Raw genomic sequence first — 24,084 nt, forward strand, 5'->3', positions numbered from 1 at the left:
CGTCCCGCGCTACGTTGTGGGGACTGCGATCACTACGGCGTTGCTGAGGTAGCCCGTGCCGTCCCAGTCCTCGCAGGTGACGAGTACGAGTCGCCCGGGGACACCCTGGCTGAAGAGCTGCTGGGCCCGCTTGGCCAGGGTCTTCTTGCGATAGATGGCCACCGACGTTACGACGTACTTGATCGTCCCGTGCCGAGTCGTCACGGAGACCTTGTCTCCCGCGCCCAGCCGGTCCAGATCGTCGAACGCTCCGCCACCGGTGTGCACAGTGTGACCGGTGATGACCGCGGAACCTGTGGTCGCCCCCGGCCGGGCGCCGTCGGACCACCAGCCGACCAGCCGTGGGTTCGACGGCGGGATGAGCGAACCACCACGGGCGCGGATCGAGAGCACGCGCGCGGACACTCCGAGGCTGGGCACCGACAGCGAGATCGGGTCCCCAGGCCGGGCCGGGGCCGTGCTCAGGACCTCCGCCGGAGGTGTGTCCTGCGGCGTGGTCGGTTGCGTGGTCGGCTCTGTCGCCTGGTGCGAGGTGGTGCCGGACGACGTCCGGCCCGGTACGACGGATGTCGTGCCGGGCCGCTGCGTCGGGCCGGCAGTGGTTTGCTGCCGGCCCTCGTCAGAGTTGTTCATCCTGAGCTGGACGTAACCGCCGACCAGGAGGAGTACGACGCCGACCGCCAGGGCCGAGATCGTCAACCACGACGACCTGGCACGACCCTGGCGGCGGCGCTTGCCGGATACCTCAGGCAGAGTGCTGCCCGCGACGCTGGCGAGCCTTCAGAACACCGGCGAACACGAGCAGACCCCCGAGGGTCAGCAACGCGATACCCCAGATGCTCTGGCTGCTGGTGGTTGCGGACGCGTTCTTGATCCCACCGGACAGACCAGCGTCGACATCGGTCGGAACCCCGACCGGGGCGCTGCTCGTCGTGCTGGTGGTGGTGCTGGTCGGGCTGACAGTCGGCGACTCCGACGGCGTCGCCGTCACAGTCACAGTCGGACTCTCGGACGGCGTCGTCGACGGAGACTCGGAGGGAGTCTCGGACGGCGTCGTGGACGGGGTCTCCGAAGGCGTCTCAGACGGTGTCGTCGAGGGCGTCTCCGAAGGCGTCTCGGACGGCGTCGTGGACGGCGTCTCCGAAGGCGTCTCAGACGGCGTCGTCGAAGGCGTCTCAGACGGCGTCGTCGAAGGCGTCTCGGAAGGTGTCGTCGATGGCGTGGTGCCCTCACCGACGCAGAAGTTGACGTGGCTCAGCCCGTAGAAATCGTGGTGCTTGTTCTTCAGGTTCACCGGCGGGTGCAGATTGACGCCGGCGACCGCGCCGCCCGGGCGATAGTCGTAGACGTTCCCGAAGTCACCACCCTTGACGATGGCGACCAGGACCTTGGTGCCGGCAGCGGTGAAGTTGACAACCGTGTTGCCGGTCTGGTCACCCTCGTGGTCCGGGTCGTCGACCAAGAGCGGGTGGACCGTCAGGGTCACACCGTCCTTGATCGTGACGCCTGACTTCGGGTTGTCGAACTTGATCTCCGTCGAACCGGGCAGGACGTCTTCGCAGGTCTTGTTACCGTCGATGACGGTGCCGTCCGCCGAGGCCGAGGGGGCCAGGGCGAGGGTTACGCCACCCAGGGCGAGCGCTACTGCGCCGGCACCGCCGAGCAATGCGACCACGCGTGAGTTCTTGAGGCGGCCGTTGGCGCCTACCGATGTGTCTTTCACAGTCTCCCCTAGGTTGAAGCCGGTCTCTCGCGACCGGCAGCGCGCCGGTAACCCCGAGCGTCGTCCCCAGGGCCCAACCAGGCGGTCCGTTCGTCGTTCTCGCTCCGGTCGAACCGGTCCCCCGACAGAACTCGACCTTCGCGATTGTGGTGACTCGCATCACCGCACGCAAGTCTCATGGCCACGACTCGCCGTGTTCCTTACGTTTCGCGACGCACCGTGGCCGATACGGACGAGGAGTAGTTGCCGATCGCTACTAAAACACCGTTTTAGGATCTGAAACACCGTATTCGCTATGCTCCGGCGGATGGCGCGCGAAGCGGATCGGAAGACCGCCCTGGGATCGGTGTGGCTGCGCGAGGATCCACCTCCGACGCGGGCGCGGCTGAGCCGGGAGGACATCGTCCTGACCGCGATCAAGGTGCTGGACCGCGAAGGTCTGGACACGTTCTCGATGCGGGTGATGGCGACCGAGTTGGGGACCGCCGCGACGTCCGCGCTGTACTGGCGGATCGCGACCAAGAACGACCTGCTCGAGCTCGTCGTCGACACGGTGCTCGGCGATGCACTGATCCCGGCGGAGGGTGACTGGCGCGAGCAGGTGACTGCTGTCGTGCAGGCGGCGTACCGGACCCTGTGGGAACACCCGTGGGCCGCGCAGTTGCTCCCGACGCACGCCGGTCTCGGGCCGAACTACCAGGCCCTGACCGAACGCGTGCAGTCCATCCTCGACGAGGCCGGCTTCAGGGGCACCCACCTGGATTCGGCGGTGTCGGCGATCTTCCATTACCTGATCGGGTCGGCGGTGACCGATTCGGCCTGGCTGGCAGTGGTACGGCGAAGTGGGCTGAACGAACTGCGCTGGGCGGCCAAGTCGGCGGACCGGATGGGGGTCGATGCCGCACACCTCGCCGCGTACCTCAACCGCGAGAGCACCGCCGGCCCGGAGGCACGCTTCGCCTCCGGGCTACGGGTAATCCTGATCGGCCTCCGACCCCGCCAGATCTCCTAGAGGTCGGCGAAGGCGGACGTGGGGTTTTCGAAGGCGTCGGCGACGAAGCGGAGGAACGCTGCTGCCGTGCCTCCGTCGCAGACGCGGTGATCGAACACCAGCGACAGCTGGGTGAGCTTGCGAATGGCGAGCTCACCGTCGACCACCCATGGACGGTCGATGATCCGGCCGACGCCGAGGATCGCGACCTGCGGGTGGTTGATGATCGCCGCACTGCCGTCGACCCCGAAGCTGCCGTAGTTGTTCAGCGTGAACGTCCCGCAGGTCAGCTCCTGCTGAGTCAGCCGGCCGTCGCGCGCCGACGCGGTCAGGCGGCGGATCTCGGCGTCCAGACCGCGCGTCGTCAGTGCGTGAGCGCCCGCGACGGCCGGGACCATGAGGCCGCGATCCGTCTGCGCCGCGAGGCCGAGGTTCACGCCGTCGTACTGGACGAGTTCCTCGCGCTCGGTGTCGACGTACCCGTTGAGCTCCGGATACTTGAGCAGTCCGGCGACCACGAAGCGCGCCATCAGCGCGAGCAGCCCCGGGCCGGAATCCGTTGCCGATCGCAACGATTCGCGCAGCTCGACCAGGGCGGTCGCGTCGACGTCGACCCAGGTGGTCGCCTCGGGGATCTCCGCCCGGCTCCGGCTCAACGTCGCGATCACTGCCTTGCGGAACCCACTCATCGGAGTACGCCGCAACTCAGCCAACCCGGTCCGCGCATCACCCGACTGCGCTACACCAGGCTGGGAGAGGGCGGCGGGCGCCGCAACGGGCTGGGGTGGGGCGGGCTGGGGTTGGGCGGGCTCCGCTATGGGGGACGCGGCAGCAGGCGGCTGCGCCGCAACGGGCTGGGGTTGGGCGGGCTGCGCTACGGGGGACGCGGCAGCAGGCGGCTGCACTACCGCAGGCTGGGGTAGGGCGGGCTCGGTCTCCGTTTGCAGGCGGTGCGCTATCGCCAGCTCGACGTCGCGGCGGACGATCAACCCGTCGGGGCCTGAGCCCGTCAGCGTACGCAGATCCACCTCGGCGTCCCGCGCCAACCGTCGTACCAAGGGGGAAATCACCAGGGGAACCCGCCTTTCCGGAACTTTTTCCGCAGTAGGCGCAACATTTGTTCCGGAAACCCGAGGTCGACGCCGGCGCCCGGCCCCGGAAGACTCGGAAGTCCCATACCCGACCAGGACATTGCCCGACCCGGCCCGCTCCTCCGCGCGGTACGCCGCCCCGTCCGGATCCCCCACCGTGATCAGCGGCTTCCCGACCGGGACCGTCGTACCGGGCTCGCCGTGAAGCTCCTCGATCACCCCGGCATACGGACACGGCAGCTCGACGATCGACTTCGCGGTCTCGACCTCCGCGATGGGAGTGTCGACGGTCACCACATCGCCGACCTTCACCAGCCACCGGACGATCTCCGCCTCGGTCAGCCCTTCACCGAGGTCGGGGAGATGGAACGTGTTCACGAGTCCTCCCACTGCAGGTCGTCGACCGCGTCGAGGATCCGGTCGACGCTCGGGAGCTGGTACTTCTCCAGCTTCGGCGGCGGGAACGGGATGTCGAACGCGGTCACCCGCCGCACCGGAGCGGCCAGCGAGTGGAAGCACTTCTCGGTGACCCGGGCAACGATCTCCGACGACACGCTCGCGAACCCGCTCGCCTCGGCCACCACGACAGCCCGTCCGGTACGCCGTACCGCCGCGCACACCGTCTCGTCGTCGAACGGCACCACCGAACGCAGGTCCACCACGGTCAGCTGACGCCCCTCGGCGGCGGCGACCTCGGCCGCCTCCAACGCGACCGGAACAGCCGGGCCGTAAGCGATCAACGTCGCGTCCGCACCCTCCCGGCGTACGACGGCGGTGCCGATCCCCGGCTGCGACTCGGTGAGGTCGACCTCTTCCTTGGCCCAGTAGAGCTTCTTCGGCTCCATGAACACGACCGGATCCGGAAGTTCGATTGCCTTGCGCAACAATCCGTAGGCGTCCGCGACCGTTGCCGGTGTCACCACGGTCAGCCCGGGTGTGTGCGCGAAGTAGCTCTCCGAGGAGTCGCTGTGGTGCTCGACCCCGCCGATGCCGCCGCCGTACGGGATCCGGATCACCATCGGCAGCTGCACGCGGCCGCGGGTCCGGTTGCGCATCTTGGCGACGTGCGAGACGACCTGCTCGAACGCCGGGTACCCGAACGCGTCGAACTGCATCTCGACCACCGGGCGCATCCCGTTCATCGCCATCCCGACCGCCATGCCGACGATGCCCGCCTCGGCCAGCGGGGTGTCGAAGCACCGCTTCTCGCCGAACTCCGCGGTCAGCCCGTCGGTGATCCGGAAGACCCCGCCGAGCGCGCCGACGTCCTCACCGAACATCACCACCGACTCGTCGGCCGCCATCGCGTCCCGCAGGGCCTGGTTGAGCGCTTGCGCCATTGAGATCTTCGTGTGCGTCATCAGGCCTCCTCACGGGCGAGCTCGTCGCGGAGGAACGCGGCCTGCTCCCGCAGCTGCTGCGTCTCCCCGGCGTACACGTAGGCGAACAGATCGGCCGGATCCACTTCCGGCTCCGGCATCAACCCGTCACGCAACCGCGCGGCGACCTCCACCGCTCCGGCCTCGGCGGCCGCCCGAATGTCGTCGTCCAGCCAGCCCTGCTGCTCGAGGTACGTCGTGAGGCGTGCGATCGGATCGCGCTCCAGCCACGGAGTGACCTCGTCGTCCTGGCGGTACCGGGACGCGTCGTCCGCATTGGTGTGCGCCTGCACGCGGTAGGTGTGCGCCTCGATCAGCTGCGGACCTTCACCTGCACGTGCTTTCTCTACAGCTTGTCCAAGAACAGCGAGCAGGCCGGCTAGGTCGTTGCCGTCGGCACGTTCGCCCGGGACGCCGTACCCGATGCCCTTGTGTGCAAGGGACGGCGCGGCGCTCTGCCTCGCGAGCGGCACGGAGATCGCGTACTCGTTGTTCTGGATGAAGAACACGACCGGCGCCTGGAAGACCGCCGCGAAGTTGAGGGCCTCGTGGAAGTCGCCCTCACTGGTGCCGCCGTCGCCGACGAGCGCCATCACGACCGTGTCCTCACCCTTCAGCCGGGCCGCGTGCGCGACACCGACCGCGTGCGGGAGCTGGGTCGCGAGCGGGGTCGCCTGCGGCGCGACCTTGTGCTCGTACGGGTCGTAGCCCGAGTGCCAGTCGCCGCGGAGCAGCGTCAGTGTCTCGATCGGGTCGACGCCGCGGCTCATGATCGACACCGAGTCGCGGTACGTCGGGAAGAGCCAGTCGCCGTCGCGCAGCACCATCGTCGCCGCGAGCTGACAGGCCTCCTGACCGAAGGACGACGGGTAGACGGCAAGTCGGCCCTGGCGGACCAGAGCGCTCGCCTGATCGTTGAACCGGCGGCCCCGGATCAACTGTGTGTAGCCGTCGAGCAGGGCCTCCTTGGTGGGGAGCCGGTACGACGGGTGGTCGTGCGGTACGCCGTTCTGATCGATCAGACAGACGGGTTCCGCGGAGGGGAGCAATTGCTCCTCGACGGAGCTCATCGACGTCCTCGCTTCGCTCCGGGCGCCGATGAGGCGCGAAGTAGACAGTGTTTGATGGTGAACTCGCTTCGCTCGCTCACGAGACCCTCCAGGGCAGGAGACGGACGGTAGCCACATCGTCGTACCTCCTGGCCAAGTGGATCTATAGCTGGAAGAATCACGAGACGTTTGGTTCCCGGACCGCGGATTGGAGCCCAGGATGTCCGACGAGGTGATCGTCCACCGGGCCGGTCCTGGACAGATTGTCGTCGCCCCGGCGCTCGACGAGATCGATCGGCAGATCATCGAGGCGCTCGGACGGGACGGGCGGCTGTCGATCCGGGCCCTCGCCGACGACGTGCACATCTCCCGCGCGAACGCGTACGCCCGGGTCGAGCGGCTCACGAACACCGGCGTGATCACCGGTTTCACGGTCACCGTCGACCCGCTCAGACTCGGCCTGGCAACGTCGGCGTACGTCACCCTCAGTCTTCGGCAGAGCTCCTGGCGGACCCTCCGCAAACAACTGCAGGCGATCCCGGAGATCAAGCACATGGCCCTCGTCGGCGGCGACTTCGACGCGATCCTGCTGGTCCGCGCCGCCGACAACGAAGGTCTCCGCCGGCTGGTCCTGGAGAAGCTCCAGGCAATCCCCGAGGTCCTTGCGACCCGTACGGCGCTGATCTTCGAGGACGTCGGGACGCTTTAGCAGCCGCAGGACCTGCGCAGGATCAGTTCCGTCGGGACGGTCAGTGCCTCCATCGCGTCCTCACCGTCGATCAGTCGGCGAACGGCCTCACGCGCCACCAACTCGACGGGCTGGCGTACGACGGTCAGCGGCGGCCAGGTGTACTCCGTTTCAGGTGTTCCGTCGAAGGCCACGACCGCGACGTCTTCCGGCACGCGCACACCAGCCTCGTGGAGTGCCCGCAGTACGCCGATCGCCTGCAGATCCGAGCTCGCGAAGATCGCGGTCGGCTCCGCCGCCAGCAAGGTCTGCGCTGCGCGGTACCCGCCGTCACGAGAGAACGTCGTACGCGCGATCGGGCCCTCCTGCAGACCGGCGGCCGCCAGCGCGTCGCGCCAGCCGAGCTCGCGTTCGGGGTGACCCGCGCCTCCGATCACCAGCCCGATCACGCGATGACCGTGCGAGATGAGGTGGTCGACACCCGCGCGTGCACCCTCGCGGTACGCCGGCCGCACCGAGCTGACCGTCGGGAGCACGCGGTTGATCGCGATCACCGGGACCTCGACGTCGTCCAGCGACGGATCCGCGGTAGGAGCCACCAGGACGAGACCGCTGACCTGGCGCGTGAGCAGCTCGGCGATCTTCGCCCGCTCGGTGACGGGGTCGCCGTCGGCGCTCGTCTGCAGTACGACGTACCCGCGGGCCGCCGCCTCCCGGTCGATCGCCTTCGCGAGCTCCGCGAACAGCGGGTTGCCCCCGTCGGGCGTGATCAGCCCGAACGTCCGCGTCGTACCCATCCGCAACGCTCGCGCGGTCGCGTTCGGGCGGTACCCGAGCGCACGGATCGCGTCGAGCACCCGCTGGCGGGTCTCCGGCGCGACCTTCCGCGGGCCCTCGTTCACGACATAGCTGACGACGGCCGTGCTGACTCCGGCGTACTCCGCCACGTCGTTGCGGGTGACCGGATCCTTGGGCATGCAGTGATGGTACGACGGTTGACCGGTCTGGAAAGCGATTGCTAGCGTCGGTGTCTACACGAGTAGAAGGAGTCCACCGTGGCCAGACGCTATGCAGTCGCCGGGACCGGTTCGCGAGCGCAGTCGTACATCCGCGCGATCCTCCAGGAGCACCCCGAGGAGGCGGAGCTGGTCGCCCTGCTCGACCCGAACCCGGGCCGGCTGGCGTTCCACCAGCGCTTCGTCGTGGGGCTCGGCGGCACCGAGCTTCCGCAGTACGGCGCCGACGACCTGGAGCAGATGGTCAAGGAGCAGTCCGTCGACCGCGTGGTGGTGACCAGCCCCGACTACACGCACGCCGCCGTCGTGTCGCGGCTGCTGCGGGCCGGCGCGGACGTGATCGTCGAGAAGCCGCTGACCATCGACGCGGACGGTACCCGGCAGATCGTCGACGCGATGAGCGAGTCGGGCAAGTCCGTGGTCGTCACGTTCAACTACCGCTACTCGCCGCGGAACAGCGCGCTGCGGCAGCTGATCCAGGACGGCGAGATCGGGCAGGTCACCAGCGTCGAGTTCCAGTGGGTGCTCGACACCCGGCACGGCGCGGACTACTTCCGCCGCTGGCACCGCGAGAAGAAGAACTCCGGCGGTCTGCTCGTCCACAAGGCGTCCCACCACTTCGACCTGGTGAACTGGTGGATCGCCTCGACACCGACCCGCGTGTTCGCGTCCGGCGGGCTGGCGTTCTACGGCGCGGAGAACGCGGCGGCGCGCGGCCTCGGCGAACGTCCGGCGCGCGGCACGATCGACGGTGCCGCCGACGACCCGTGGCTGCTCGATCTGCGCACCGACGACACGAACCGGCAGCTGTACTACGAGAGCGAGAAGTACGACGGGTACCTGCGCGACCAGGACGTGTTCGGTCCCGGGATCACGATCGAGGACAACATGTCCGTGATCGCGGAGTACGCGAGCGGCGCGCGGCTGAGCTACTCGCTGAACGCGCACTCGCCGTGGGAGGGGTACCGGGTTTCCGTCAACGGCACGCTCGGCCGTGCCGAGCTGGAAGTGGTCGAACGGGCCACGGTCGTCGACGACCAGATCGACCCGAGCTACCCGTCCGACCGCGTGATCGCCGGCGACGTCCGCACCAACGGCGAGCGGCTCGTGCTGCAGAAGCACTGGGCGCCGGCCGTCGAGGTCGAGATCCCCCGCGGCGAAGGCGGCCACGGCGGCGGCGACAAGCTGATCTACAACGACCTCTTTGTTGGCCCCGGCAACGATCCGCTGGGTCGTGCCGCCGACGTCAACGACGGCGTCCGCGCCGTCGCCGTCGGCATCGCGGCCAACCAGTCACTCGCCACCGGCCAGCCGGTGGTCGTCGCCGACCTCAACCTCGGCGGCTGGTCGTCCTAGCCCGGTTTCCTGAAGGATCTGCTGGACGGTTGCTTCGAGCGAACTCGTCTCGTCGATGATCGTCTCGCGCGGCTGCTCCAGCAGATCCCTCGGCCGGTACCAGTCGGCCATGTCCTCGGCGGTGAAGGCGGTCGCCTTGTCGCGGGTCGCGTGCCGGCGCACAGTCTCCTCGAACGGGATGTCGAGGTAGTAGAAGTGCCCGCCGTGGTCTCGGGCGAGTTCCGCGAGCATCCCGCCGTACCGGACCGTCGGGAGGATTCCCTCAACCACAGCATGGAATCCACGAGCGAGTGCATATCGGGCCATCTGGCCGATGAGGCCGATGTTCGCGCCGTCGGGCTCGGCCAGCTCCTGGAAGACGGTACGGCGTACGTAGTCCTGCTCGATCCACGCCACGCCGCGTCCGCAGGCGGCGCGGATCTCTTCGACGATCGAGGTCTTGCCGGAGCCTGAGTTGCCTCTGATGACGATCAGCCGGGGATCCACGCGACCTTGTCTACCAGGGCCTCCGGCTCAGGCGGCTTCTCGTCGGGCTGCTCGTCTGGCTGCTTGTTGGCGGCGGAACCAGATCGCGAGGGCGATGCACGGGACCAGGAGTCCGCCGACGCCGAGGACGACGAAGTCCCATTCGGCGCCGATGTGGTCGACGAGCCAGCCGAAGTTCTGGCCGAAGAAGCCGGTGACGAAAGTCAGCGGGAGGAACACCGTGGCAAGGATGGTGAGCTGCTCGATCGTCGCGTTCTGCCGGACGCTGACCTTGGTTTGCTCGACGCCGATCACCGCCATGTTCGCCTCCAGGACCGTCGCGAGCAGGTCGCGCTGAGCGGCGACCTCCTCGTTCACCAGGACGAGGTGGTCGTGCACGTCGCGGAAGTACGGCAGCAGCGCGGTGTCGCGCGCGCCGCGCTCCAGGGTGGTTAGCACTGCTAGCAGCGGGTGTACGGCGCGGTAGAAATCGGTCACCTCGCGGCGCAGGAAATAGATGCGCTCGGTCGGGGCGACCGAACCGGCGAACACCGTCCGCTCGACCTCCTCGATGTCCCGCTCCAGTTCCGCGACGACCGGGCCGTAGCCGTCGACGACCTGGTCGAGGATCGCCCAGAGCACCGAACTCGTGCCGGCCTCCAGCAGCTCGGGCCGCTGCTCCAGCCGGATCCGCGCACCGTGCAGGTCACTGGCCACCCCCTGACGAACCGTGATCACGAACGCCGACCCGACGAAGATGCTGACCTCGCCGAAGTCCACCTCCTCGCGCTCGTCGTCGTACCGGGCGGTGCGGAGGATGACGAGACGGATGTCGCCCTCGTACGGCTCCACCTTGGGTCGGAGGTGAAACGTTTGCGCATCCTCGACGGCCAGCTCGTGCAGGCCGAAACTCTCCCGGACCTCGGTGAGTTCCTCGGCGGTGGGCTCGTACATGCCCAGCCAGACGAACCCGCCGGCCCGGCAACTCGCGGCGGCGTCCGCGACCGACATCGCCTCGACGTGCTGGCGGCGTCCGTCCCGGTAGTAAGCGCAGTCGATGATCATGGTGGCCTCCTCCCCTGATCGTCGTCCTTTCAGCCGCCGGGGCAAGGGGGTCGGGGTGAACTTCGGTTCCTGTCCAGGCCGTGAGAAATCCGGGGCGGGTGCCTGTCCGGCCGCCGACGGTCGACAAGGATGAAGGCATGGGACTACCAGTCGTACTGATGCCAGGACCGATGCACGAGGCCGTCGCCGCCGGGCTGGACGGTCATTGCGAGCTGATCCGGCTCTGGGAGGAGAGCGATCCGGACGCCGTACTCGCGGCCCGCCGGGACGAGATCGTCGCCGTCGCCACGGGCGGTACGGCGATCGACGGCCCGTACCTCGACAGCCTGCCCGCGGTCCGCCTGGTCGCGAGCTTCGGCGTCGGCTACGACCGCATCGACGCGACCGCTGCCGCCGAGCGCGGCGTCATTGTCACCAACACTCCCGGCGTCCTGGACGACGAGGTCGCCGACACCGCACTCGGTCTGCTGCTGATGACGGTTCGCGAGTTGGGGCAGGCCGAGCGCTACCTCCGCGACGGCAAGTGGGCCGACGGCACCCCGTATCCGTTGACCCGCGCAACCATGCACGGCCGTCGCATGGGCATCCTCGGACTCGGCCGCATCGGCCAGGCGATCGCCGACCGCGTCCAGCCCTTCGGCATCACCGTTGCCTACCACAACCGCCGCCCGAAGGACGTCGAATACCAGTACCACCCATCCCTGGTCGAGATGGCCGCCGACGTCGACGTACTGATGATCGTCATCCCCGGCGGCGACACCACCCGCCACCTCGTCAACGCCGAAGTACTCAAAGCTCTAGGCCCCGACGGCATCGTGATCAACGTGGCCCGCGGCACCGTGGTCGACGAACAGGCCCTCGTCGACGCCCTCCGCACCAACACCATCCACGCCGCCGGCCTCGACGTCTTCGAACACGAACCCAAGGTCCACCCCGACCTCCTCACCCTGCCCAACGCCGTCCTCCTCCCCCACGTAGGCTCCGCCACCGTCCCCACCCGAACGGCCATGGCCAACCTGGTAGTCCAAAACCTCACCACCTACCTGACCAAAGGCACCCCACTAACCCCCGTCCCCGAATCCACCCACCTACTCGAATAACTGAGCCGGAAAAGCACGGGCGTAGTGTCCCTTGGCGTTGTTAGGGTCTCGGGATGGTTGGTCTGTTGCCGCGGTCGGCGCCTGGTGCGGTGGGGGTTTCGGCGCGTTCGGTTGTCGAGTTGCTGGATCGGCTCGAGGCGGAGGACGTTGAGTGTCACTCGATCATGGTCGTACGGCGTGGACACGTCGTCGCGGAGGGCTGGTGGGCGCCGTACTCGGCGGAACGCCCGCACCTGCTCTACTCGCTGACCAAGTCGTTCACCTCGATCGCTGTCGGCCTCGCGATCGCCGACGGGCTGCTCGCGCTGGACGATCGGGTGGTCGACGTGTTGCCCGACCACGTTCCGGATGACGTCTCCGAGCAGGGCCGCCGGATCACCGTTCACCACTTGCTGTCCATGACGGCCGGACACGCCGAGGACAGCCTCGAACAGGCCTGGCGACTCGAACCGGGCGATCTGGTGAAGGGCTTCCTTCGTACGCCGTTCGCCGCGCCGGAGGGAACCCAGCACACCTACGACAACTCGACCACGTTCATCCTGGCTCGGATGGTGGAGCGGGTCACCGGCCGCGGTCTCCCGGAACTGCTCGACGAACGCATTTTCCAGCCGATGGGCATCGACCACGCCGAATGGGACCGGGTCGCGAGCGGCGCCGCGTTCGGATTCCACGGACTGCACCTCACCACTGAGGCCGTCGCCGCCTTCGGTGAACTGCTGCTCCGCGGCGGCCTCTGGCACGACCGCCAGCTCGTCCCGCGCGAATGGGTGGAGCTGGCGACCCGCTGGCACGTCGACACCCTGCCCCTCCCGAACTGGAGGCGGAACCCCGAATTTCTGCACGGATACGGCTACCAGTTCTGGATGTCGCAACACGGCTACCACGGCAACGGAGCCTTCGGTCAGTACTGCGTGGTTGCCCCGGCCCACGATCTGGTGGTCGTGGTGACCGCCTCCAACGAGCAGGAACACGCGCTGCCCGGCCTGTTGTGGGAATGTCTGTTGCCCGCCCTGGATGAGGCGGGAAGCGCCGAGGACGAGGCACTGCTCGCCGATCGGCTGCGGCAGTTGTCGTTCGCGCCGGTGCCGGGTTCGGCCGCGCCGGAATGTTCCGTCAAGGCGAGGATCGACGGTTCCGCAGCGGACTCGCCGCTGCCCGACGGCACCACCGTGACCGTCGATCCCGTGGACGGTGGATGGCGCCTGCGGCTCGGGTCGCTGCTCGACTTCGAGGTCGGGCACGGCGAGTGGCGGGAGAGCTCGCCGCTCGGCCGCCCGGTTGTCGCGACCGGCGCCTGGCAGGACGACACGTTCGTCGCCGAGCTGTTCGTCATCACCACCCCGCACCGGGTCCGCCTGGTCGTAGAAGCGGGGGCTGCGGTAGCGACCTGGAACACCCTGCCGCTGACCGGGCCCAACCTGGTGCTGCATGTGCAGTCGCCGCTGATGACCCGGCCCGACGTCTCCTAGCCTCAGCGGGTCAGGAAGGTCTCTTCCGTGAGGTAGGCCAGCTTGGCCGGGTTCCGTACGGCGTAGAAGCCGGCGATCTTGCCGTCTTCCACGTGGAGGACGGTGACCGTGTCCACCTCGTCGGTGAAGCGCAGGATCAACGCGGGTTGCCCGTTGATCTGGGTGATTTCGAGGGAACCCTCGGCCAGATGTTCCAAGCCCACCGCGAGGATGCGGGCGACCTTCTCGGCGCCGACGACCGGGCGCGGGAGAGCCTGGACCACGCCGCCGCCGTCGCCCAGGAAGACCACGTCGGGGGCGAGAATGTCGACCAGACCCTGCAGGTCGCCGGTGTTCACAGCGCGCTGGAACGCTTCGAGGGCATCGCGGGTCTCGGTGGCGGAGACGACGCCGCGCGGGCGGCGGGCGGCCACGTGGGAGCGAGCTCGGTGGGCTACCTGGCGGACGGCTTCGGGAGTCTTGTCGACGGCCTTGGCGATCTCGTCGTAGTCGAGACCGAACACCTCGCGGAGGACGAACACGGCGCGTTCGGTCGGCTTGAGGGTTTCGAGGACCAGCAGCATCGCCATCGAGACGCTGTCGGCGAGTTCGACGTCCTCGGCGACGTCCGGCGCGGTGAGCAGCGGTTCGGGAAGCCACGGGCCGACGTACGACTCCTTGCGGCGACCGAGGGTGCGGAGCCGTTGCAGGGCCTGCCGGCTGACGATCCGGACCAGGTACGCGCGCTGGTCCTGCACCGTGTCGAGGTCCACCTTGACCCAGCGCAGCCAGGTCTCCTGCAGCACGTCCTCGGCGTCCGCGGCCGAGCCGAGGAGCTCGTAGGCGACAGTGAACAGAAGGTTGCGATGAGCAACGAAGGCCTCGGTGGCCCGGTCCGTGCCGGTCATGGTCTGGTCTCCTCGTCCGCGCGTGTGTCACCCACCAGATGCCGCTCGGCCGGATTCTGTGACAGCTCCGGCGGTATGGCGCTCGTCACGTCGTCGGGTCGTCACGCGAGTCGCGCCGGCGGCATCTCGTGTTCGTCCAGTAGATCCCATAGTGAGGACGACGACGATGGAACCCCGTATCGACCTGATGCAGAACGAGCTCGGCGGCAAGCTGGCGAAGCGGATGTACGCGGTCCACACCCTCGTGCAGCAGACCGGCCTGCCGACGGCGACCCAGAACCTGGTGATGCTCCGGGCCAGCCAGATCAACGGCTGCGGAAACTGCATCGACATCCACGCGAAGGAAGCCGCGGCGGAGGGTGAGACCACGACTCGGCTGAACCTGGTCGCCGGCTGGCGTCACTCGACGGTGTTCACCGAGGAGGAGCAGGCCGCGCTGGCGATGACCGAGGAGGCGACCCGGCTCGCCGACGCGTCCGAGGGCGTCTCGGACGAGACCTGGGCCCGCGCGGCGAAGTACTACGACGAGAACCAGCTGATCGGACTGGTCACCCTGATCGCCATGATCAACGCGACCAACCGGATGGCCGTCACCCTCAACCAGCTCGGCGGCTCCTACGAACCCGGCCTGATGGCGGCCGCGATCAGCAGCTGATCTGGTCCGCCGCGGCGGCCGGGGCCGGAAGGTCCCAGATGCGCTCGGTCTCCCAGGCGTATTCCCAGGCCTGGATGTCCGGGGGCTCGATGCCCAGGCCGGTCAGGATCGCGCAGACCTGCTCGCGGTGGTGGTTGGCGTGGTTGATGGCCTGGGCGACGAAGATGCCGGCGCGGGTGCCGCGGGTGTTGTCGTCGACGACGATCACGCGTTCGACGTCGAACGGTTGGGTGAGGAAGTACTCCCAGAGGGCGCCGGCCTCGGCGTTCCAGGTGCCGAGGGTCTCCAGGTCGGTCGCCGGTTCGCTGTCGACGTACTCGAGCGGCCGGTCCGCGATCCGGCGCAGATAACTACCGTCGCAGCGGACGATGTGGTCGAGGGTGGCGAGAATGCCGCCGTACGTCCCGACGCCGGTGATCTCGAGCTGCTCGGCGGTCAGGTTCTGCGCGAGGCAGAACCTGATCAGGCTCCCGGTCGCCCAGTTGTTGTGCCGGATCGGGTCGTACAGCACGTCGTTGAGTCCCATACCGGCCCAAGGTAGCGGCGCGACGCTCCCCGGGGACACCGAATATCCCCGGGGAGGCGGGATCAGCTCGCCGCGATGTTGACCATCCAGTTGATGCCGAACTTGTCGGTGACCATGCCGAACTCGTCGCCCCACATCTGCTTCTCGAGCGGGACCGTCACCTTGCCGCCGTCGGCGGACAGCTTCTCGTAGTAGCCGCGCAGCTCGTCACCGTCGCCGCTGAGGCTGATCGCGATGTTCTCGCCCGGGTTGTACGACATGCCCTGCGGCGTGTCGGCCGCCATCAGCGTGAACCCGCTCGGCGTCTCCAGCTGGCTGTGCATCAGCTTCTCGTCGTCGTCCGGTCCGTGACCGGCGCCGAACTCCTTGAAGGTGTTCGAGGACAGATCGCCGCCGAAGACCCCCTGGTAGAACTCCATCGCCGCGCGCGCGTCGCCGTCGAACTGGATGTACGGATTGAGCCGAGATGCCATCGAACTGTCCTTCCCCCAACCGGCCGGGCCCTCTGGCCCGGCACCCATGTTCCGCACAGTAGACCCGCCCGCCGACAGTCCGCGACCCCCCGAAACCCACCGTCCGGTTAAGGTCTCGGCATGTTGCTGCGACACATCACGATCGATGCCGGAGACCCCTACAAGCTCGCGCAGTTCTGGAGTACCGTGACCGGCTGGCCGGTGGCAGATGGTGACGTGCCGGGAGACGACGAGGTCCTTCTGCAAGCGCCGGCGCCGGTCCCCGGGCTGCTGTTCATCAGGGTCCCGGAAGGAAAGACCGTCAAGAACCGGGTGCACCTCGACTGGGGCCCGACTGAGCGTACGCGCGACCAGGAGGTCGAGCGGATCCTGTCGCTCGGCGGCACGATCTACGAGGACCACCGGGTCCCGGACGGCCGTGGCTGGGTCACGATGCGCGATCCCGAAGGCAACGAGTTCTGCGTCGAGCGCAGCGAGGCGGAGCGGGCGGGCTGACCTACCCGACGGCTCCAGGTACGGCGCGGGCGCGCTATGGCCCACCGGTCGTGATCGAACGCCTCCGTCTCGTCACTGGCCCGCGTGACGGATTCCGGTCTGGCCGGAATCTATCCAGAATTTGGGTCTTCGGGGATGCTGGGGTGGGAACCGCGGGGTTCGCTCCGGGGTGTTGGGGGTAGGAGCATGCAGCGAAATCGGGGGTCACCGCGTCATGTCTGTGTAGGAAGGCGGCGACGGAGGCTGGGGGTGAGTCGAGATGTTGCAACAGGTACGGGAACGGCCGGGTCATGCGCACCATGAGAAGCCATCCGCGCCACGGGCGTTCTTGGGGTCGCTGGCCGCGATCGTCGTGACGCTGCTCGTGGTGGCGTTGCTCGGCGGCGTCCTCGTCGTACTCGATCCGCGGTCGACGAGCGCCGACACCACGGTCGGCGGGTCGTACAGCGTTCCGTCGAGCGGTCCTGGGCAGTACGGATCGGGCACGCTCGGCCCGTGGCAGAACCTGATCCACCGGATCAGTCCTGAGGACCAGATCCGCGAGGTGCTCGCGTTCGACGGGGTCCTCATGTTCGGCGACAGCATCGCCGTCCAGGACAGCGCCGCGCTCGAGCGGTTGCTGGCGGATCGCACCGGCGACTCGATCGCCTTCCACGACTGGTCCGGGCAGCCGGCGTCGGCGGCGGTCGACGCGCTCGAAGAGTGGTCGCGCAACTACGGTCTGCCGCGGCGGATCGTGATGGCGGTCGGCACGAACGACATCTTCGACCCGCGCGCGTTCGCGGCCCAGGTCGAGCGGGCGCTGCGGATCGCCGGGCCGGACCGGACCGTGTACTGGGTGAACGTGTACGCGGACCGCACCAAGCAGCCGGCCGCCGTACGCGAGGCCGATCTCGCCAACAGCGCGTGGATCAACCAGCAGCTGCAGGACGCGGCGCTGCGGCACCCGAACCTGCGGATCATCGACTGGTCCGGGTTCCTCACGTCCCGGCCGAACCGCCCGGCACAGTACCTGCGCGACGGCGTCCACACCCGTCCGCCGCTCGGCGGATCCGCCCGCAACGAACTGATCGCGGACGCCATCCGAAGTCGCTAGCCGAGCTGCCAACCTCAGTGCCAACCTCAGGGCCAACCTCGGCGTGAACAGAGGTGTGTTCATCAAGCGCTGGTCGGCCTCAGCAGCCGTCATCGTGGTCCTGACGGCGTCCTTCCTGACCCTGCTGCACGTCGAAGCCCCGTCGGCGCACGCGAAGGCGTCCGCACCGGTCGTCAACGCGGGAACCTACGGATCCGGCGCGCTCGGATCCTGGCAGGCGAACACCCGCGTGATCTCGAGCAGCGCGGAGGTCCGCCACGTCGTCGCGACCGACGGTGTAGTGCTCTTCGGGGACAGCATCGCCGTACAGGACGGCGCGGCTCTCGGCCGACTCCTCGGGCAACAACTGGGTACGTCGTTCGCACAGTACAGCTGGGCCGGCCAGCCGACATCTGCCGCGGTCGACGCGATGGCAGTCTGGGCTCGCGAGTACGGCCTCCCGCGGCGGATCGTGATGGCCGTCGGTTCCAACGACATCTTCGATCCGCCCGCGTTCGCGGCGCAGGTCGAGCGAGCACTCCGGATCGCGGGCCCGCAGCGGACCGTGTACTGGGTCGATGTACAGGTCTCCCGGACCGACGAACCGACCACGGTCCAGGTCGCCGATCAGCGCAACAGCGAGTGGATCAACCTGCAACTGGAGCAGGCCGCCCTCCAGCATCCGAACCTGCGGATCGTCCACTGGGCCGAGTTCCTCGCAGAACGTCCCGACCGGCTGCACACCGACCTGCGTGACGGCCGACACACGACAGTGCCGGAGGGTCAGAACGCGCGGAACGCCCTGATTCTGCAGGCGATCCGGCCCAACTGACGCTGCCCTTCCGGGCAACCGAAGCGAAGTCGTCGATCCGATGCAACTTTTCGGGCCGCTCGCGACATCTATGAGGTAGCGGCAACAATCCGACCTCGGGGGGAACCGATGGCGACGTACCTGACAGGAGCTGACCGGCAGATTTGATGCCGGGTGCAACCTTCGACGACTCGCTCCGCGTTTCTGAAGTACCGCGACACCACCACCTGACTCTGTCCGGGGATCGCCCCACCCGAATTCAGGTCTAGGCCAGAATAGTCATGCCTTCGGGTGTGCGGGGAGGACCAACGATGCCTGCGAGACATCTGCGCACGTCCAGCACGACGCTGCGACTCACGATCGCGTTGCTCGCGAGCGTCGCCGTACTGGGCGCCGTACTGATGATCCCGTGGGGCGGCTCCGAGCCGGAGGCCGCTCCGGACCCGACCGTGAGCCACACGCCCGAGCCGCCGACGGCCCCGCCGGCACCGGTGCGGCAGAACATCTACACGTGCCCGGCGTACAGCGGAATCGACCACGCGAACCCGGTCGCCAACCTCTACAAGGACACGTTCACGTGGGGTACGACGCCGCCCACCAAGGTCGGTGACGGCAAGGGGAACATCAACTGGCGGATGAACCCGCCCAACAACCCCAGCTGGTACATGTGGCTGCATTCGCTTCGTTGGCTGGGGCAAGGAATCGACGCCGCCGCGGGCGGCGACAAGGCCGCCCTGCAACGGGTCAGCGCGATCACCCACGACTGGGTCAAGGACAACCCGTACTCGTGGAAGTCCGACGTCGGCGCGTACGAGTCGACGATGCACCGCACCAACGTGCTGATCTGCCTGCGGCAGGCGGTGCTGTCGGGGCTGCACGTGGCGCGGCTGCCGTTGACGTACGCGTGGCTGGACAAGGCGCTGATGGAGCACGCGTGGTTCCTGCAGAAGAACTACAGCGGCGACTGGAACCACGGCACCGACGAGAGCCTGGCGTTGTTCGGGATCGGGTGCACGCTGCAGCGCGACGATCTGAAGAAGATCGCGTCCGACCGGCTGACGAGTGCGATCAAGACGTCGATCGACACGCAGGGTTCGACGAACGAGCAGTCGACGGCGTACGCGCAGTTCAACTACGTGCTCTGGGGGCGGGCGATCGACGTACTGCGCAAGTGTGGAGTCGACCCCGGTACGACGATCACGGCGCGCCGGCGGGAACTCGCGAAATGGCTCGCGCTGGCGACCAACTCGCTCGGGAACCTGCCGCAGCTCGGTGACTCCGAGGTGGTGCGCACGGTGCCCGTCACCGGGACGGTCCTCGAGTACGCCGGGACCCGCGGCGCCCGCGGGATCCGGCCGACGCAGCGGATCGGGATCTTCGACGCCGGGTACATCTTCGGGCGGACCGGATGGGGCGAGAAGCGGCCGTTCACGCAGGAATCGACGTACAGCATCCGGTTCGGGCCGTCGCAGAAGCTGCACGGTCACAACGACCACACGTCGATCACCTACACCTCACGCGGGCGCGACATCCTGATCGACGGCGGGCACGCCGGGTACAAGATGGACGACTGGCGGTTCTGGGCGAGGAGTCAGTTCGCGCACAACGAGATGGTCGTGAAGTCGGCGACCGGGCACCCGGAGACCAAACTGGTGCGGTCGTCGATCAAGGCGACGTCGGAGTTCTACGAGCTGCACGACTCGCCGGGCGCCGGGATCGACCGGACACGGGACGTGCTGGTGCTGAAGGATCCCGACCTGATGGTGGTGCTGGATCGCGGGTCGTCGGCTGTGGATCAGGAGTACTCGACGCTGTGGCATCTGCCCGCGGACCAGAAGGTGGTTGTCAGCGGCAATGACCGGGTGGTGGCGGCGCGGCCGGGTGACAAGGTGAAGACGACGCTGCTGCAGATCCCGTTCCAGCAGGAGACGACGCCGATCGAGGTGACAACCGGGCAGCAGGACCCGATCCAGGGCTGGCACTACACGACGATCGACAAGCGGCTGCCGGCGCCGGTGGTGAAGTTCAACCGGTCCGGGGAGAACGCGAGCATCCTCTCGGTGATCGCACCGACCCGCACGAACGCGACAGTGTCCTACACGACGTCTTTGCAGGGGTCGCGGATGATCGTGAACCTGACGGTCGACGGCGTGACGACGGTGATCGGCGTCGCGGCAGACGGAACGATGCAGCGGATCAAGTAGTCGTTGCGGACCGCCAGCACTACACAACTGCCGCCCGCGGCGCCCGCTGAGCGTGAGCCGACGTCGCCGGAGGAGGTTGTGTAGTGCTGGCGGTCCGCCCCAGCGCCGTACGGCAGGCGGCGGCGGGAGGCGGGCAGCGGCAGGCAGTAAGCGGCGGTCGGTAGGGCGGCGGCTTCAGGGCTTGGGGCCGACGGGGGTCCAGTCGCGGGGCGGGTCCTCGCCGACGCGGCCGTCGACGGCCTCGCGGATCAGGTCGGCGTGGCCCGTGTGGCGGCCGTACTCCTCGATCAGGTCGCACACCAGCCGACGAAGGCTCGCGTGCCGCCCGTCCGGCCAGGCGATGTCGGCCGGCTGGTCGAGCCCACCCTCGGCGATCGCCGCCGCCAACGTCTCCCGGGACCGCGCAACCGCGCCGTCCCACAACGCGTACAACTCAGCCGGTGTGTTGTCGACGGCAGAGTTGAACTCCCAGTCGTTGTCGTCGCGCCAGCCGTTCTCCAGCCACGGCCCACCCATCGGCTTGCCCTGGAACTTCACGTCGAACAGGTAGTCCTCGTTCGCGGCGAGATGCTTCATCAACCCGCCGAGTGTGATCGACGACGCCCCGATCCGCGTGTTCAACCCGTCCGCGTCCAGTTCGTCGACCTTGTACCGGAACGTCGTACGCAACCGGTCCAACGCCCCGACCAGATGCTCGACATCACTCCCCGCCACCGGCGGCTCCCACCACGGCGAAACCCACGCACTCTCACTCATGAAAGCACGCTAAATCCAATTCCGGACACTCCCCTTCCGGAACCTGGAATACTCCTCCGCATGCAGCGGTATGCGGGTGTGGTCGCGCGGTACGACGGGATGGTTGCCGTGGTGCGGGAGCAGTACGAGGCGTGGGATACGCCGTACTGGAACCTCCCGAGCGGGGCCGTCGAGGACGGGGAGACTCCGGCGGACGGCGCGGTGCGGGAGCTGCGGGAGGAGTCGGGGCTGATCGCCGCGGCCGACGAACTCGAACTGGCGTGGACGACACGGACAGTTGTCGACGGTCGGGCGACGTCGCAGTCCTGGAACTACATGGTGGACGTGAGCGAGCCGGCGTTCGCTGTCGACGATCCGGACGGATCGGTGATGGAGGTCCGGTGGTTCCCGGTAAAGGACGCCGTACGGCTGCTATGCGACCTGCCGTACCCACCGATCGCCGTACCCGCGGTCGACTACCTGACGCACGGCATACGCGGACGGAACTGGGGATTCACCTTGGCTGGTGAGGTCTGGAGCTGGGAGGCCTGACCTCAGACGGCCCGCGCCGCTCAGCCGGCGGCGTCGCCGAGCGCGCGGGCTTCGCGATCCAGGCGACGCACGGTCCGCGTCACCGGCCAGCCCGTTACCGACTGCGGCGACAAGATTGCCGGCCACGGTCACCCACAGCAGAGCCACCAGTCCCCTCATGGACTGATGATAGGGAGCCAGTTGGTGCGTTCGTAGATGTTGCGGTTGCCGAGCCAGGCGCGGTATTCGTCGTACGACGACGCGCCGCCGTCGAGGACCGCCTGGTACAGCCAGTAGCCCCGCGCGCGCTCGCCACGGCCCGCGGCTTCCTCCTTGATCGCGAGGATCGTGTCGCGGGTGTCTGGCGTCAGATGGTGTCGGAGTGCCTCGGCGAACGGTCCGCCACTGGGGGCATTGGGGCCGAACACCCACATGTCGACGGTCCAGGTATCATCGGGCGTTTCGTATTCGAGCTTCCAGTACTGGCCTTGCTCATGGCGGTCGCGCGCGTCGAGGTAGGTGATCCGCCGTACCTGCGGGAGCTCCGCCAGCACGCTCATCACGGCGAACCCGTCCGCGACGCGCGGCTCGTCCGAGCGGATCTCCAGATCGATGTCCGGGTCGACGACGAGCCCGATCGCGACGGATCCGACGACGGTCACCTCGCCGTACACGCTCCATCGTGCGATCAGGTCCAGGTCCCGCAGCAGCTCGTGCGCCGTCTGGAGACGGGCCTCGGCGCGGGCGGCGCGGGCGGCGCGGGCTTGGGCTTGGGCGTTCACAGGCTTCGGCGTACGACGACGTTGCGTTTGGCCGTCGTACGGTCCTCGGCGTACGTCGTGAAGCCGGCGGCGAGGAACGTGCTGAGTACGCCGCGACCGGGATCACCGGGCATCGCCTTCACCGGATACGCCTCCACGATGCGGGCGCCCGAGCTCCGCGCGTACTCGACGGCCGCGTCGACCATCGGTGACGTCAGTCCTCGCCCGCGGTACCCGCTCTTCACGAACAGGCAGTTGATCGCCCAAATCGTGTCGTCGTCCGGCTCGTCGATCGGCAGCGTCCGCGAGTGCAGGATCGCGTAGTACGCCGTCCGCGGGGCCACGGCGCACCAGATCGCCGGGCGGTCATCGACGTACCCGATGAGCCCGACCGGGACGCCCGCCGCGACGAAACCCTCAAGTGCTGCACGGTTCTCGGCGCTCCCGTTCGCGGCAACAGTTGCTGCCGGCAGCCGACGGGCCATGCACCAGCAACCCCGCGTCCCACCGCTCGGCCCGAACAACTCGACCAGGTCCGGCCACCGCGCCTGATCAACCGGGTGCACCTCCATCCGCGCATTCAACCACGCAGGGCCTGGTTGATTCGGCCTCCTTCGGGAGATTCTGCGGACGTCCTGTCGGATCCGGGGCGCGCCGTTCGTAGCAGGGGTGAGCGGCGGCCTGAGGATGGGCGCCGAGACAAGGAGTGATGAGATGCCGCGGTACCTGATCTCGTTCGAGAAGGGCGCGATGGACCACATCCCGGAGGAGGACTTCCCCGAGGTGGGCAAGGCCTCCCACGCAGTGTGTCAGGAGGCGAAGGACGCCGGCGTGTTCCGGTTCGGCGGCGGGTTGAGCTACGACGACGGCGACGTGGAACACGCGGTGGTCGGCACCGACGGGCTGGTCACGGACGGACCGTACCTGGAGGGCAAGGAACTCATCGGCGGCTTCATGATCGTCGACGTCCCGACCCGCGAAGAGGCCCTGATGTGGGCCGCCAAGATCGCCGCCGCCTGCCGCTGCCCCCAGGACGTCCGCAAGTTCCTGCACGACCCCGACCTGATCGAGTGACGCACGGATAAGGTGGCCGACCATGAACTGGCTGGGTCTCTGGACACCGCTGATCGAGGGTCAGCGCCAGGGATCGCCCGGGGTCCGGACGTAGCGCTGCCAGGCATAGCGCCACGGGATGACGGCCACGATGACGACGATGAAGGTGCAGTTGAACAATACGTTGCGCGCTTCTGTGCTCAGGTCGTTGGCGATCAGGTGGGGAATCGCGACCGTACCGAACCAGATGACCTTCCAGCCCACCTCGAACAGCAGAATCGGCAGCATCCGCACGGGGTATCTGAGCCCGAGGAACGCCAGCAACGACATGGCCGTCAGCAGGCAGGCGACAACTCCTTCCATCACCGGCAGCGATCGAACATCCTGAACCAGAACCGGCCACTTGACGAGCGCCAGCCCCACCCCCATGAACGCGTAGCCGAGCCGCATGACGTTCATCCGCCGTACAGTCAGCTCCTGATCGCG

General features: G+C 68.1%; 27 protein-coding genes. 12 read left to right on the forward strand and 15 right to left on the reverse strand.

Annotated features, from left to right (window positions below):
* Positions 1–9: 9 nt before the first annotated feature.
* Positions 10–699: a class F sortase gene (locus EV651_RS15415; protein WP_238156905.1), complete on the reverse strand. Its 690-nt coding sequence runs from the start codon at positions 697–699 to the stop codon at positions 10–12.
* Between the two features lie 46 nt (positions 700–745).
* Positions 746–1,723: a hypothetical protein gene (locus tag EV651_RS15420; RefSeq protein WP_133785874.1), complete on the reverse strand. Its 978-nt coding sequence runs from the start codon at positions 1,721–1,723 to the stop codon at positions 746–748.
* A gap of 307 nt (positions 1,724–2,030) precedes the next feature.
* On the opposite strand from EV651_RS15420, the gene EV651_RS15425 reads away from it, so the two are divergent.
* Positions 2,031–2,735: a TetR/AcrR family transcriptional regulator C-terminal domain-containing protein gene (locus EV651_RS15425; protein WP_133785875.1), complete on the forward strand. Its 705-nt coding sequence runs from the start codon at positions 2,031–2,033 to the stop codon at positions 2,733–2,735.
* Here the strand turns inward: EV651_RS15425 and EV651_RS15430 are convergent.
* From EV651_RS15430 to EV651_RS15440, 3 genes are read right to left on the reverse strand one after another with little or no spacing between them, the layout of a single operon-like run.
* Entirely contained in the window at positions 2,732–4,183 is a 1,452-nt protein-coding gene (locus tag EV651_RS15430) for a dihydrolipoamide acetyltransferase family protein (RefSeq protein ID WP_133785876.1), read from the reverse strand. The two genes, EV651_RS15425 and EV651_RS15430, sit on opposite strands and share 4 nt — an antisense overlap.
* Entirely contained in the window at positions 4,180–5,166 is a 987-nt protein-coding gene (locus EV651_RS15435) for an alpha-ketoacid dehydrogenase subunit beta (protein ID WP_133785877.1), read from the reverse strand. Before EV651_RS15435 ends, EV651_RS15430 begins: the two co-directional genes overlap by 4 nt.
* Positions 5,166–6,254, reverse strand: coding sequence for a thiamine pyrophosphate-dependent enzyme (locus EV651_RS15440; RefSeq protein ID WP_133785878.1), 1,089 nt, complete (start codon positions 6,252–6,254; stop codon positions 5,166–5,168). Before EV651_RS15440 ends, EV651_RS15435 begins: the two co-directional genes overlap by 1 nt.
* Positions 6,255–6,453: 199 nt before the next feature.
* Between EV651_RS15440 and EV651_RS15445 the strand changes: the two genes are divergently transcribed.
* Complete coding sequence (locus tag EV651_RS15445; RefSeq protein ID WP_133785879.1) at positions 6,454–6,942, forward strand: Lrp/AsnC family transcriptional regulator; 489 nt, start codon at positions 6,454–6,456, stop codon at positions 6,940–6,942.
* Here the strand turns inward: EV651_RS15445 and EV651_RS15450 are convergent.
* On the reverse strand, positions 6,939–7,898 hold the full coding sequence (locus tag EV651_RS15450; RefSeq protein WP_133785880.1) for a LacI family DNA-binding transcriptional regulator: 960 nt from the start codon (positions 7,896–7,898) through the stop codon (positions 6,939–6,941). The genes EV651_RS15445 and EV651_RS15450 overlap by 4 nt on opposite strands.
* Positions 7,899–7,976: 78 nt before the next feature.
* On the opposite strand from EV651_RS15450, the gene EV651_RS15455 reads away from it, so the two are divergent.
* On the forward strand, positions 7,977–9,293 hold the full coding sequence (locus EV651_RS15455; protein ID WP_133785881.1) for a Gfo/Idh/MocA family protein: 1,317 nt from the start codon (positions 7,977–7,979) through the stop codon (positions 9,291–9,293).
* Here the strand turns inward: EV651_RS15455 and EV651_RS15460 are convergent.
* Together EV651_RS15460 and EV651_RS15465 are read right to left on the reverse strand one after the other, a co-directional pair.
* Positions 9,231–9,779 (reverse strand): AAA family ATPase, encoded by a 549-nt coding sequence (locus EV651_RS15460; RefSeq protein ID WP_133785882.1) that lies wholly within the window; start codon positions 9,777–9,779, stop codon positions 9,231–9,233. The two genes, EV651_RS15455 and EV651_RS15460, sit on opposite strands and share 63 nt — an antisense overlap.
* Positions 9,780–9,806: 27 nt before the next feature.
* Positions 9,807–10,823, reverse strand: coding sequence for a magnesium and cobalt transport protein CorA (locus EV651_RS15465; protein ID WP_133785883.1), 1,017 nt, complete (start codon positions 10,821–10,823; stop codon positions 9,807–9,809).
* Positions 10,824–10,960: 137 nt separating this feature from the next.
* Here EV651_RS15465 and EV651_RS15470 point away from each other — a divergent pair, with 137 nt between their 5' ends.
* Positions 10,961–11,923 carry a 2-hydroxyacid dehydrogenase gene (locus EV651_RS15470; RefSeq protein ID WP_133785884.1) on the forward strand — a complete coding sequence of 321 codons (963 nt, stop codon included), beginning with the start codon at positions 10,961–10,963 and terminating at the stop codon, positions 11,921–11,923.
* 53 nt (positions 11,924–11,976) lie between these two features.
* Positions 11,977–13,392: a serine hydrolase gene (locus EV651_RS15475; RefSeq protein ID WP_133785885.1), complete on the forward strand. Its 1,416-nt coding sequence runs from the start codon at positions 11,977–11,979 to the stop codon at positions 13,390–13,392.
* A 2-nt stretch (positions 13,393–13,394) separates the two neighbouring features.
* On the opposite strand, the gene EV651_RS15480 is transcribed toward EV651_RS15475, so the two are convergent.
* Positions 13,395–14,279 carry an RNA polymerase sigma-70 factor gene (locus tag EV651_RS15480; RefSeq protein ID WP_133785886.1) on the reverse strand — a complete coding sequence of 295 codons (885 nt, stop codon included), beginning with the start codon at positions 14,277–14,279 and terminating at the stop codon, positions 13,395–13,397.
* A gap of 166 nt (positions 14,280–14,445) precedes the next feature.
* Here EV651_RS15480 and EV651_RS15485 point away from each other — a divergent pair, with 166 nt between their 5' ends.
* The gene (locus EV651_RS15485) at positions 14,446–14,934 is read left to right on the forward strand and encodes a carboxymuconolactone decarboxylase family protein (protein ID WP_133785887.1); all 489 of its coding nucleotides are present in this window, start codon (positions 14,446–14,448) and stop codon (positions 14,932–14,934) included.
* Here EV651_RS15485 and EV651_RS15490 read toward each other — a convergent pair.
* Both EV651_RS15490 and EV651_RS15495 read right to left on the reverse strand, forming a co-directional pair.
* Positions 14,924–15,460: a DinB family protein gene (locus EV651_RS15490; RefSeq protein WP_133785888.1), complete on the reverse strand. Its 537-nt coding sequence runs from the start codon at positions 15,458–15,460 to the stop codon at positions 14,924–14,926. The genes EV651_RS15485 and EV651_RS15490 overlap by 11 nt on opposite strands.
* Before the next feature lie 62 nt (positions 15,461–15,522).
* Entirely contained in the window at positions 15,523–15,933 is a 411-nt protein-coding gene (locus EV651_RS15495; protein WP_133785889.1) for a VOC family protein, read from the reverse strand.
* A 120-nt stretch (positions 15,934–16,053) separates the two neighbouring features.
* On the opposite strand from EV651_RS15495, the gene EV651_RS15500 reads away from it, so the two are divergent.
* The 4 genes from EV651_RS15500 (at position 16,054) to EV651_RS15515 (ending at position 20,518) form a co-directional block, all read left to right on the forward strand.
* On the forward strand, positions 16,054–16,428 hold the full coding sequence (locus tag EV651_RS15500; protein WP_133785890.1) for a VOC family protein: 375 nt from the start codon (positions 16,054–16,056) through the stop codon (positions 16,426–16,428).
* 259 nt (positions 16,429–16,687) lie between these two features.
* The gene (locus tag EV651_RS15505) at positions 16,688–17,524 is read left to right on the forward strand and encodes a GDSL-type esterase/lipase family protein (RefSeq protein WP_202870339.1); all 837 of its coding nucleotides are present in this window, start codon (positions 16,688–16,690) and stop codon (positions 17,522–17,524) included.
* Between the two features lie 43 nt (positions 17,525–17,567).
* Positions 17,568–18,335 carry a hypothetical protein gene (locus tag EV651_RS15510; RefSeq protein WP_238156906.1) on the forward strand — a complete coding sequence of 256 codons (768 nt, stop codon included), beginning with the start codon at positions 17,568–17,570 and terminating at the stop codon, positions 18,333–18,335.
* A 290-nt stretch (positions 18,336–18,625) separates the two neighbouring features.
* Positions 18,626–20,518, forward strand: a complete 1,893-nt coding sequence (locus tag EV651_RS15515) for a heparinase II/III family protein (RefSeq protein ID WP_238156907.1) — start codon at positions 18,626–18,628, stop codon at positions 20,516–20,518.
* Positions 20,519–20,692: 174 nt separating this feature from the next.
* Here EV651_RS15515 and EV651_RS15520 read toward each other — a convergent pair whose 3' ends face one another.
* The gene (locus EV651_RS15520) at positions 20,693–21,274 is read right to left on the reverse strand and encodes a DUF664 domain-containing protein (RefSeq protein ID WP_133785892.1); all 582 of its coding nucleotides are present in this window, start codon (positions 21,272–21,274) and stop codon (positions 20,693–20,695) included.
* A gap of 60 nt (positions 21,275–21,334) precedes the next feature.
* Here EV651_RS15520 and EV651_RS15525 point away from each other — a divergent pair, with 60 nt between their 5' ends.
* Complete coding sequence (locus EV651_RS15525; protein ID WP_166658617.1) at positions 21,335–21,805, forward strand: NUDIX hydrolase; 471 nt, start codon at positions 21,335–21,337, stop codon at positions 21,803–21,805.
* Positions 21,806–21,960: 155 nt separating this feature from the next.
* Here the strand turns inward: EV651_RS15525 and EV651_RS15530 are convergent, their stop codons facing one another.
* Together EV651_RS15530 and EV651_RS15535 are read right to left on the reverse strand one after the other, a co-directional pair.
* On the reverse strand, positions 21,961–22,566 hold the full coding sequence (locus tag EV651_RS15530) for a hypothetical protein (protein ID WP_133785894.1): 606 nt from the start codon (positions 22,564–22,566) through the stop codon (positions 21,961–21,963).
* Positions 22,563–23,117, reverse strand: a complete 555-nt coding sequence (locus EV651_RS15535; RefSeq protein ID WP_166658618.1) for a GNAT family N-acetyltransferase — start codon at positions 23,115–23,117, stop codon at positions 22,563–22,565. Before EV651_RS15535 ends, EV651_RS15530 begins: the two co-directional genes overlap by 4 nt.
* A 142-nt stretch (positions 23,118–23,259) precedes the next feature.
* Here EV651_RS15535 and EV651_RS15540 point away from each other — a divergent pair, with 142 nt between their 5' ends.
* Complete coding sequence (locus tag EV651_RS15540; protein ID WP_133785896.1) at positions 23,260–23,619, forward strand: YciI family protein; 360 nt, start codon at positions 23,260–23,262, stop codon at positions 23,617–23,619.
* A gap of 60 nt (positions 23,620–23,679) precedes the next feature.
* Here the strand turns inward: EV651_RS15540 and EV651_RS15545 are convergent, their stop codons facing one another.
* Positions 23,680–24,057 (reverse strand): hypothetical protein, encoded by a 378-nt coding sequence (locus EV651_RS15545; RefSeq protein WP_133785897.1) that lies wholly within the window; start codon positions 24,055–24,057, stop codon positions 23,680–23,682.
* Positions 24,058–24,084 lie beyond the last annotated feature (27 nt).

It is taken from the genome of Kribbella sp. VKM Ac-2571, assembly GCF_004362255.1.
Lineage (GTDB): Bacteria > Actinomycetota > Actinomycetes > Propionibacteriales > Kribbellaceae > Kribbella > Kribbella pratensis.

What these genes read in the sequence shown, in the direction of transcription:
- EV651_RS15440 (WP_133785878.1), bottom strand. Translation starts at nt 6,254, where the DNA reads ATGAGCTCCGTCGAGGAGCAATTGCTCCCCTCCGCGGAACCCGTCTGT.
- EV651_RS15425 (WP_133785875.1), top strand. Translation starts at nt 2,031, where the DNA reads ATGGCGCGCGAAGCGGATCGGAAGACCGCCCTGGGATCGGTGTGGCTG.
- EV651_RS15505 (WP_202870339.1), top strand. Translation starts at nt 16,688, where the DNA reads ATGTTGCAACAGGTACGGGAACGGCCGGGTCATGCGCACCATGAGAAG.
- EV651_RS15490 (WP_133785888.1), bottom strand. Translation starts at nt 15,460, where the DNA reads ATGGGACTCAACGACGTGCTGTACGACCCGATCCGGCACAACAACTGG.
- EV651_RS15545 (WP_133785897.1), bottom strand. Translation starts at nt 24,057, where the DNA reads ATGAACGTCATGCGGCTCGGCTACGCGTTCATGGGGGTGGGGCTGGCG.
- EV651_RS15450 (WP_133785880.1), bottom strand. Translation starts at nt 7,898, where the DNA reads ATGCCCAAGGATCCGGTCACCCGCAACGACGTGGCGGAGTACGCCGGA.
- EV651_RS15520 (WP_133785892.1), bottom strand. Translation starts at nt 21,274, where the DNA reads ATGAGTGAGAGTGCGTGGGTTTCGCCGTGGTGGGAGCCGCCGGTGGCG.
- EV651_RS15445 (WP_133785879.1), top strand. Translation starts at nt 6,454, where the DNA reads ATGTCCGACGAGGTGATCGTCCACCGGGCCGGTCCTGGACAGATTGTC.
- EV651_RS15515 (WP_238156907.1), top strand. Translation starts at nt 18,626, where the DNA reads ATGCCTGCGAGACATCTGCGCACGTCCAGCACGACGCTGCGACTCACG.
- EV651_RS15480 (WP_133785886.1), bottom strand. Translation starts at nt 14,279, where the DNA reads ATGACCGGCACGGACCGGGCCACCGAGGCCTTCGTTGCTCATCGCAAC.
- EV651_RS15475 (WP_133785885.1), top strand. Translation starts at nt 11,977, where the DNA reads ATGGTTGGTCTGTTGCCGCGGTCGGCGCCTGGTGCGGTGGGGGTTTCG.
- EV651_RS15525 (WP_166658617.1), top strand. Translation starts at nt 21,335, where the DNA reads ATGCAGCGGTATGCGGGTGTGGTCGCGCGGTACGACGGGATGGTTGCC.
- EV651_RS15535 (WP_166658618.1), bottom strand. Translation starts at nt 23,117, where the DNA reads ATGGAGGTGCACCCGGTTGATCAGGCGCGGTGGCCGGACCTGGTCGAG.
- EV651_RS15500 (WP_133785890.1), top strand. Translation starts at nt 16,054, where the DNA reads ATGTTGCTGCGACACATCACGATCGATGCCGGAGACCCCTACAAGCTC.
- EV651_RS15465 (WP_133785883.1), bottom strand. Translation starts at nt 10,823, where the DNA reads ATGATCATCGACTGCGCTTACTACCGGGACGGACGCCGCCAGCACGTC.
- EV651_RS15470 (WP_133785884.1), top strand. Translation starts at nt 10,961, where the DNA reads ATGGGACTACCAGTCGTACTGATGCCAGGACCGATGCACGAGGCCGTC.
- EV651_RS15485 (WP_133785887.1), top strand. Translation starts at nt 14,446, where the DNA reads ATGGAACCCCGTATCGACCTGATGCAGAACGAGCTCGGCGGCAAGCTG.
- EV651_RS15495 (WP_133785889.1), bottom strand. Translation starts at nt 15,933, where the DNA reads ATGGCATCTCGGCTCAATCCGTACATCCAGTTCGACGGCGACGCGCGC.
- EV651_RS15540 (WP_133785896.1), top strand. Translation starts at nt 23,260, where the DNA reads ATGCCGCGGTACCTGATCTCGTTCGAGAAGGGCGCGATGGACCACATC.
- EV651_RS15435 (WP_133785877.1), bottom strand. Translation starts at nt 5,166, where the DNA reads ATGACGCACACGAAGATCTCAATGGCGCAAGCGCTCAACCAGGCCCTG.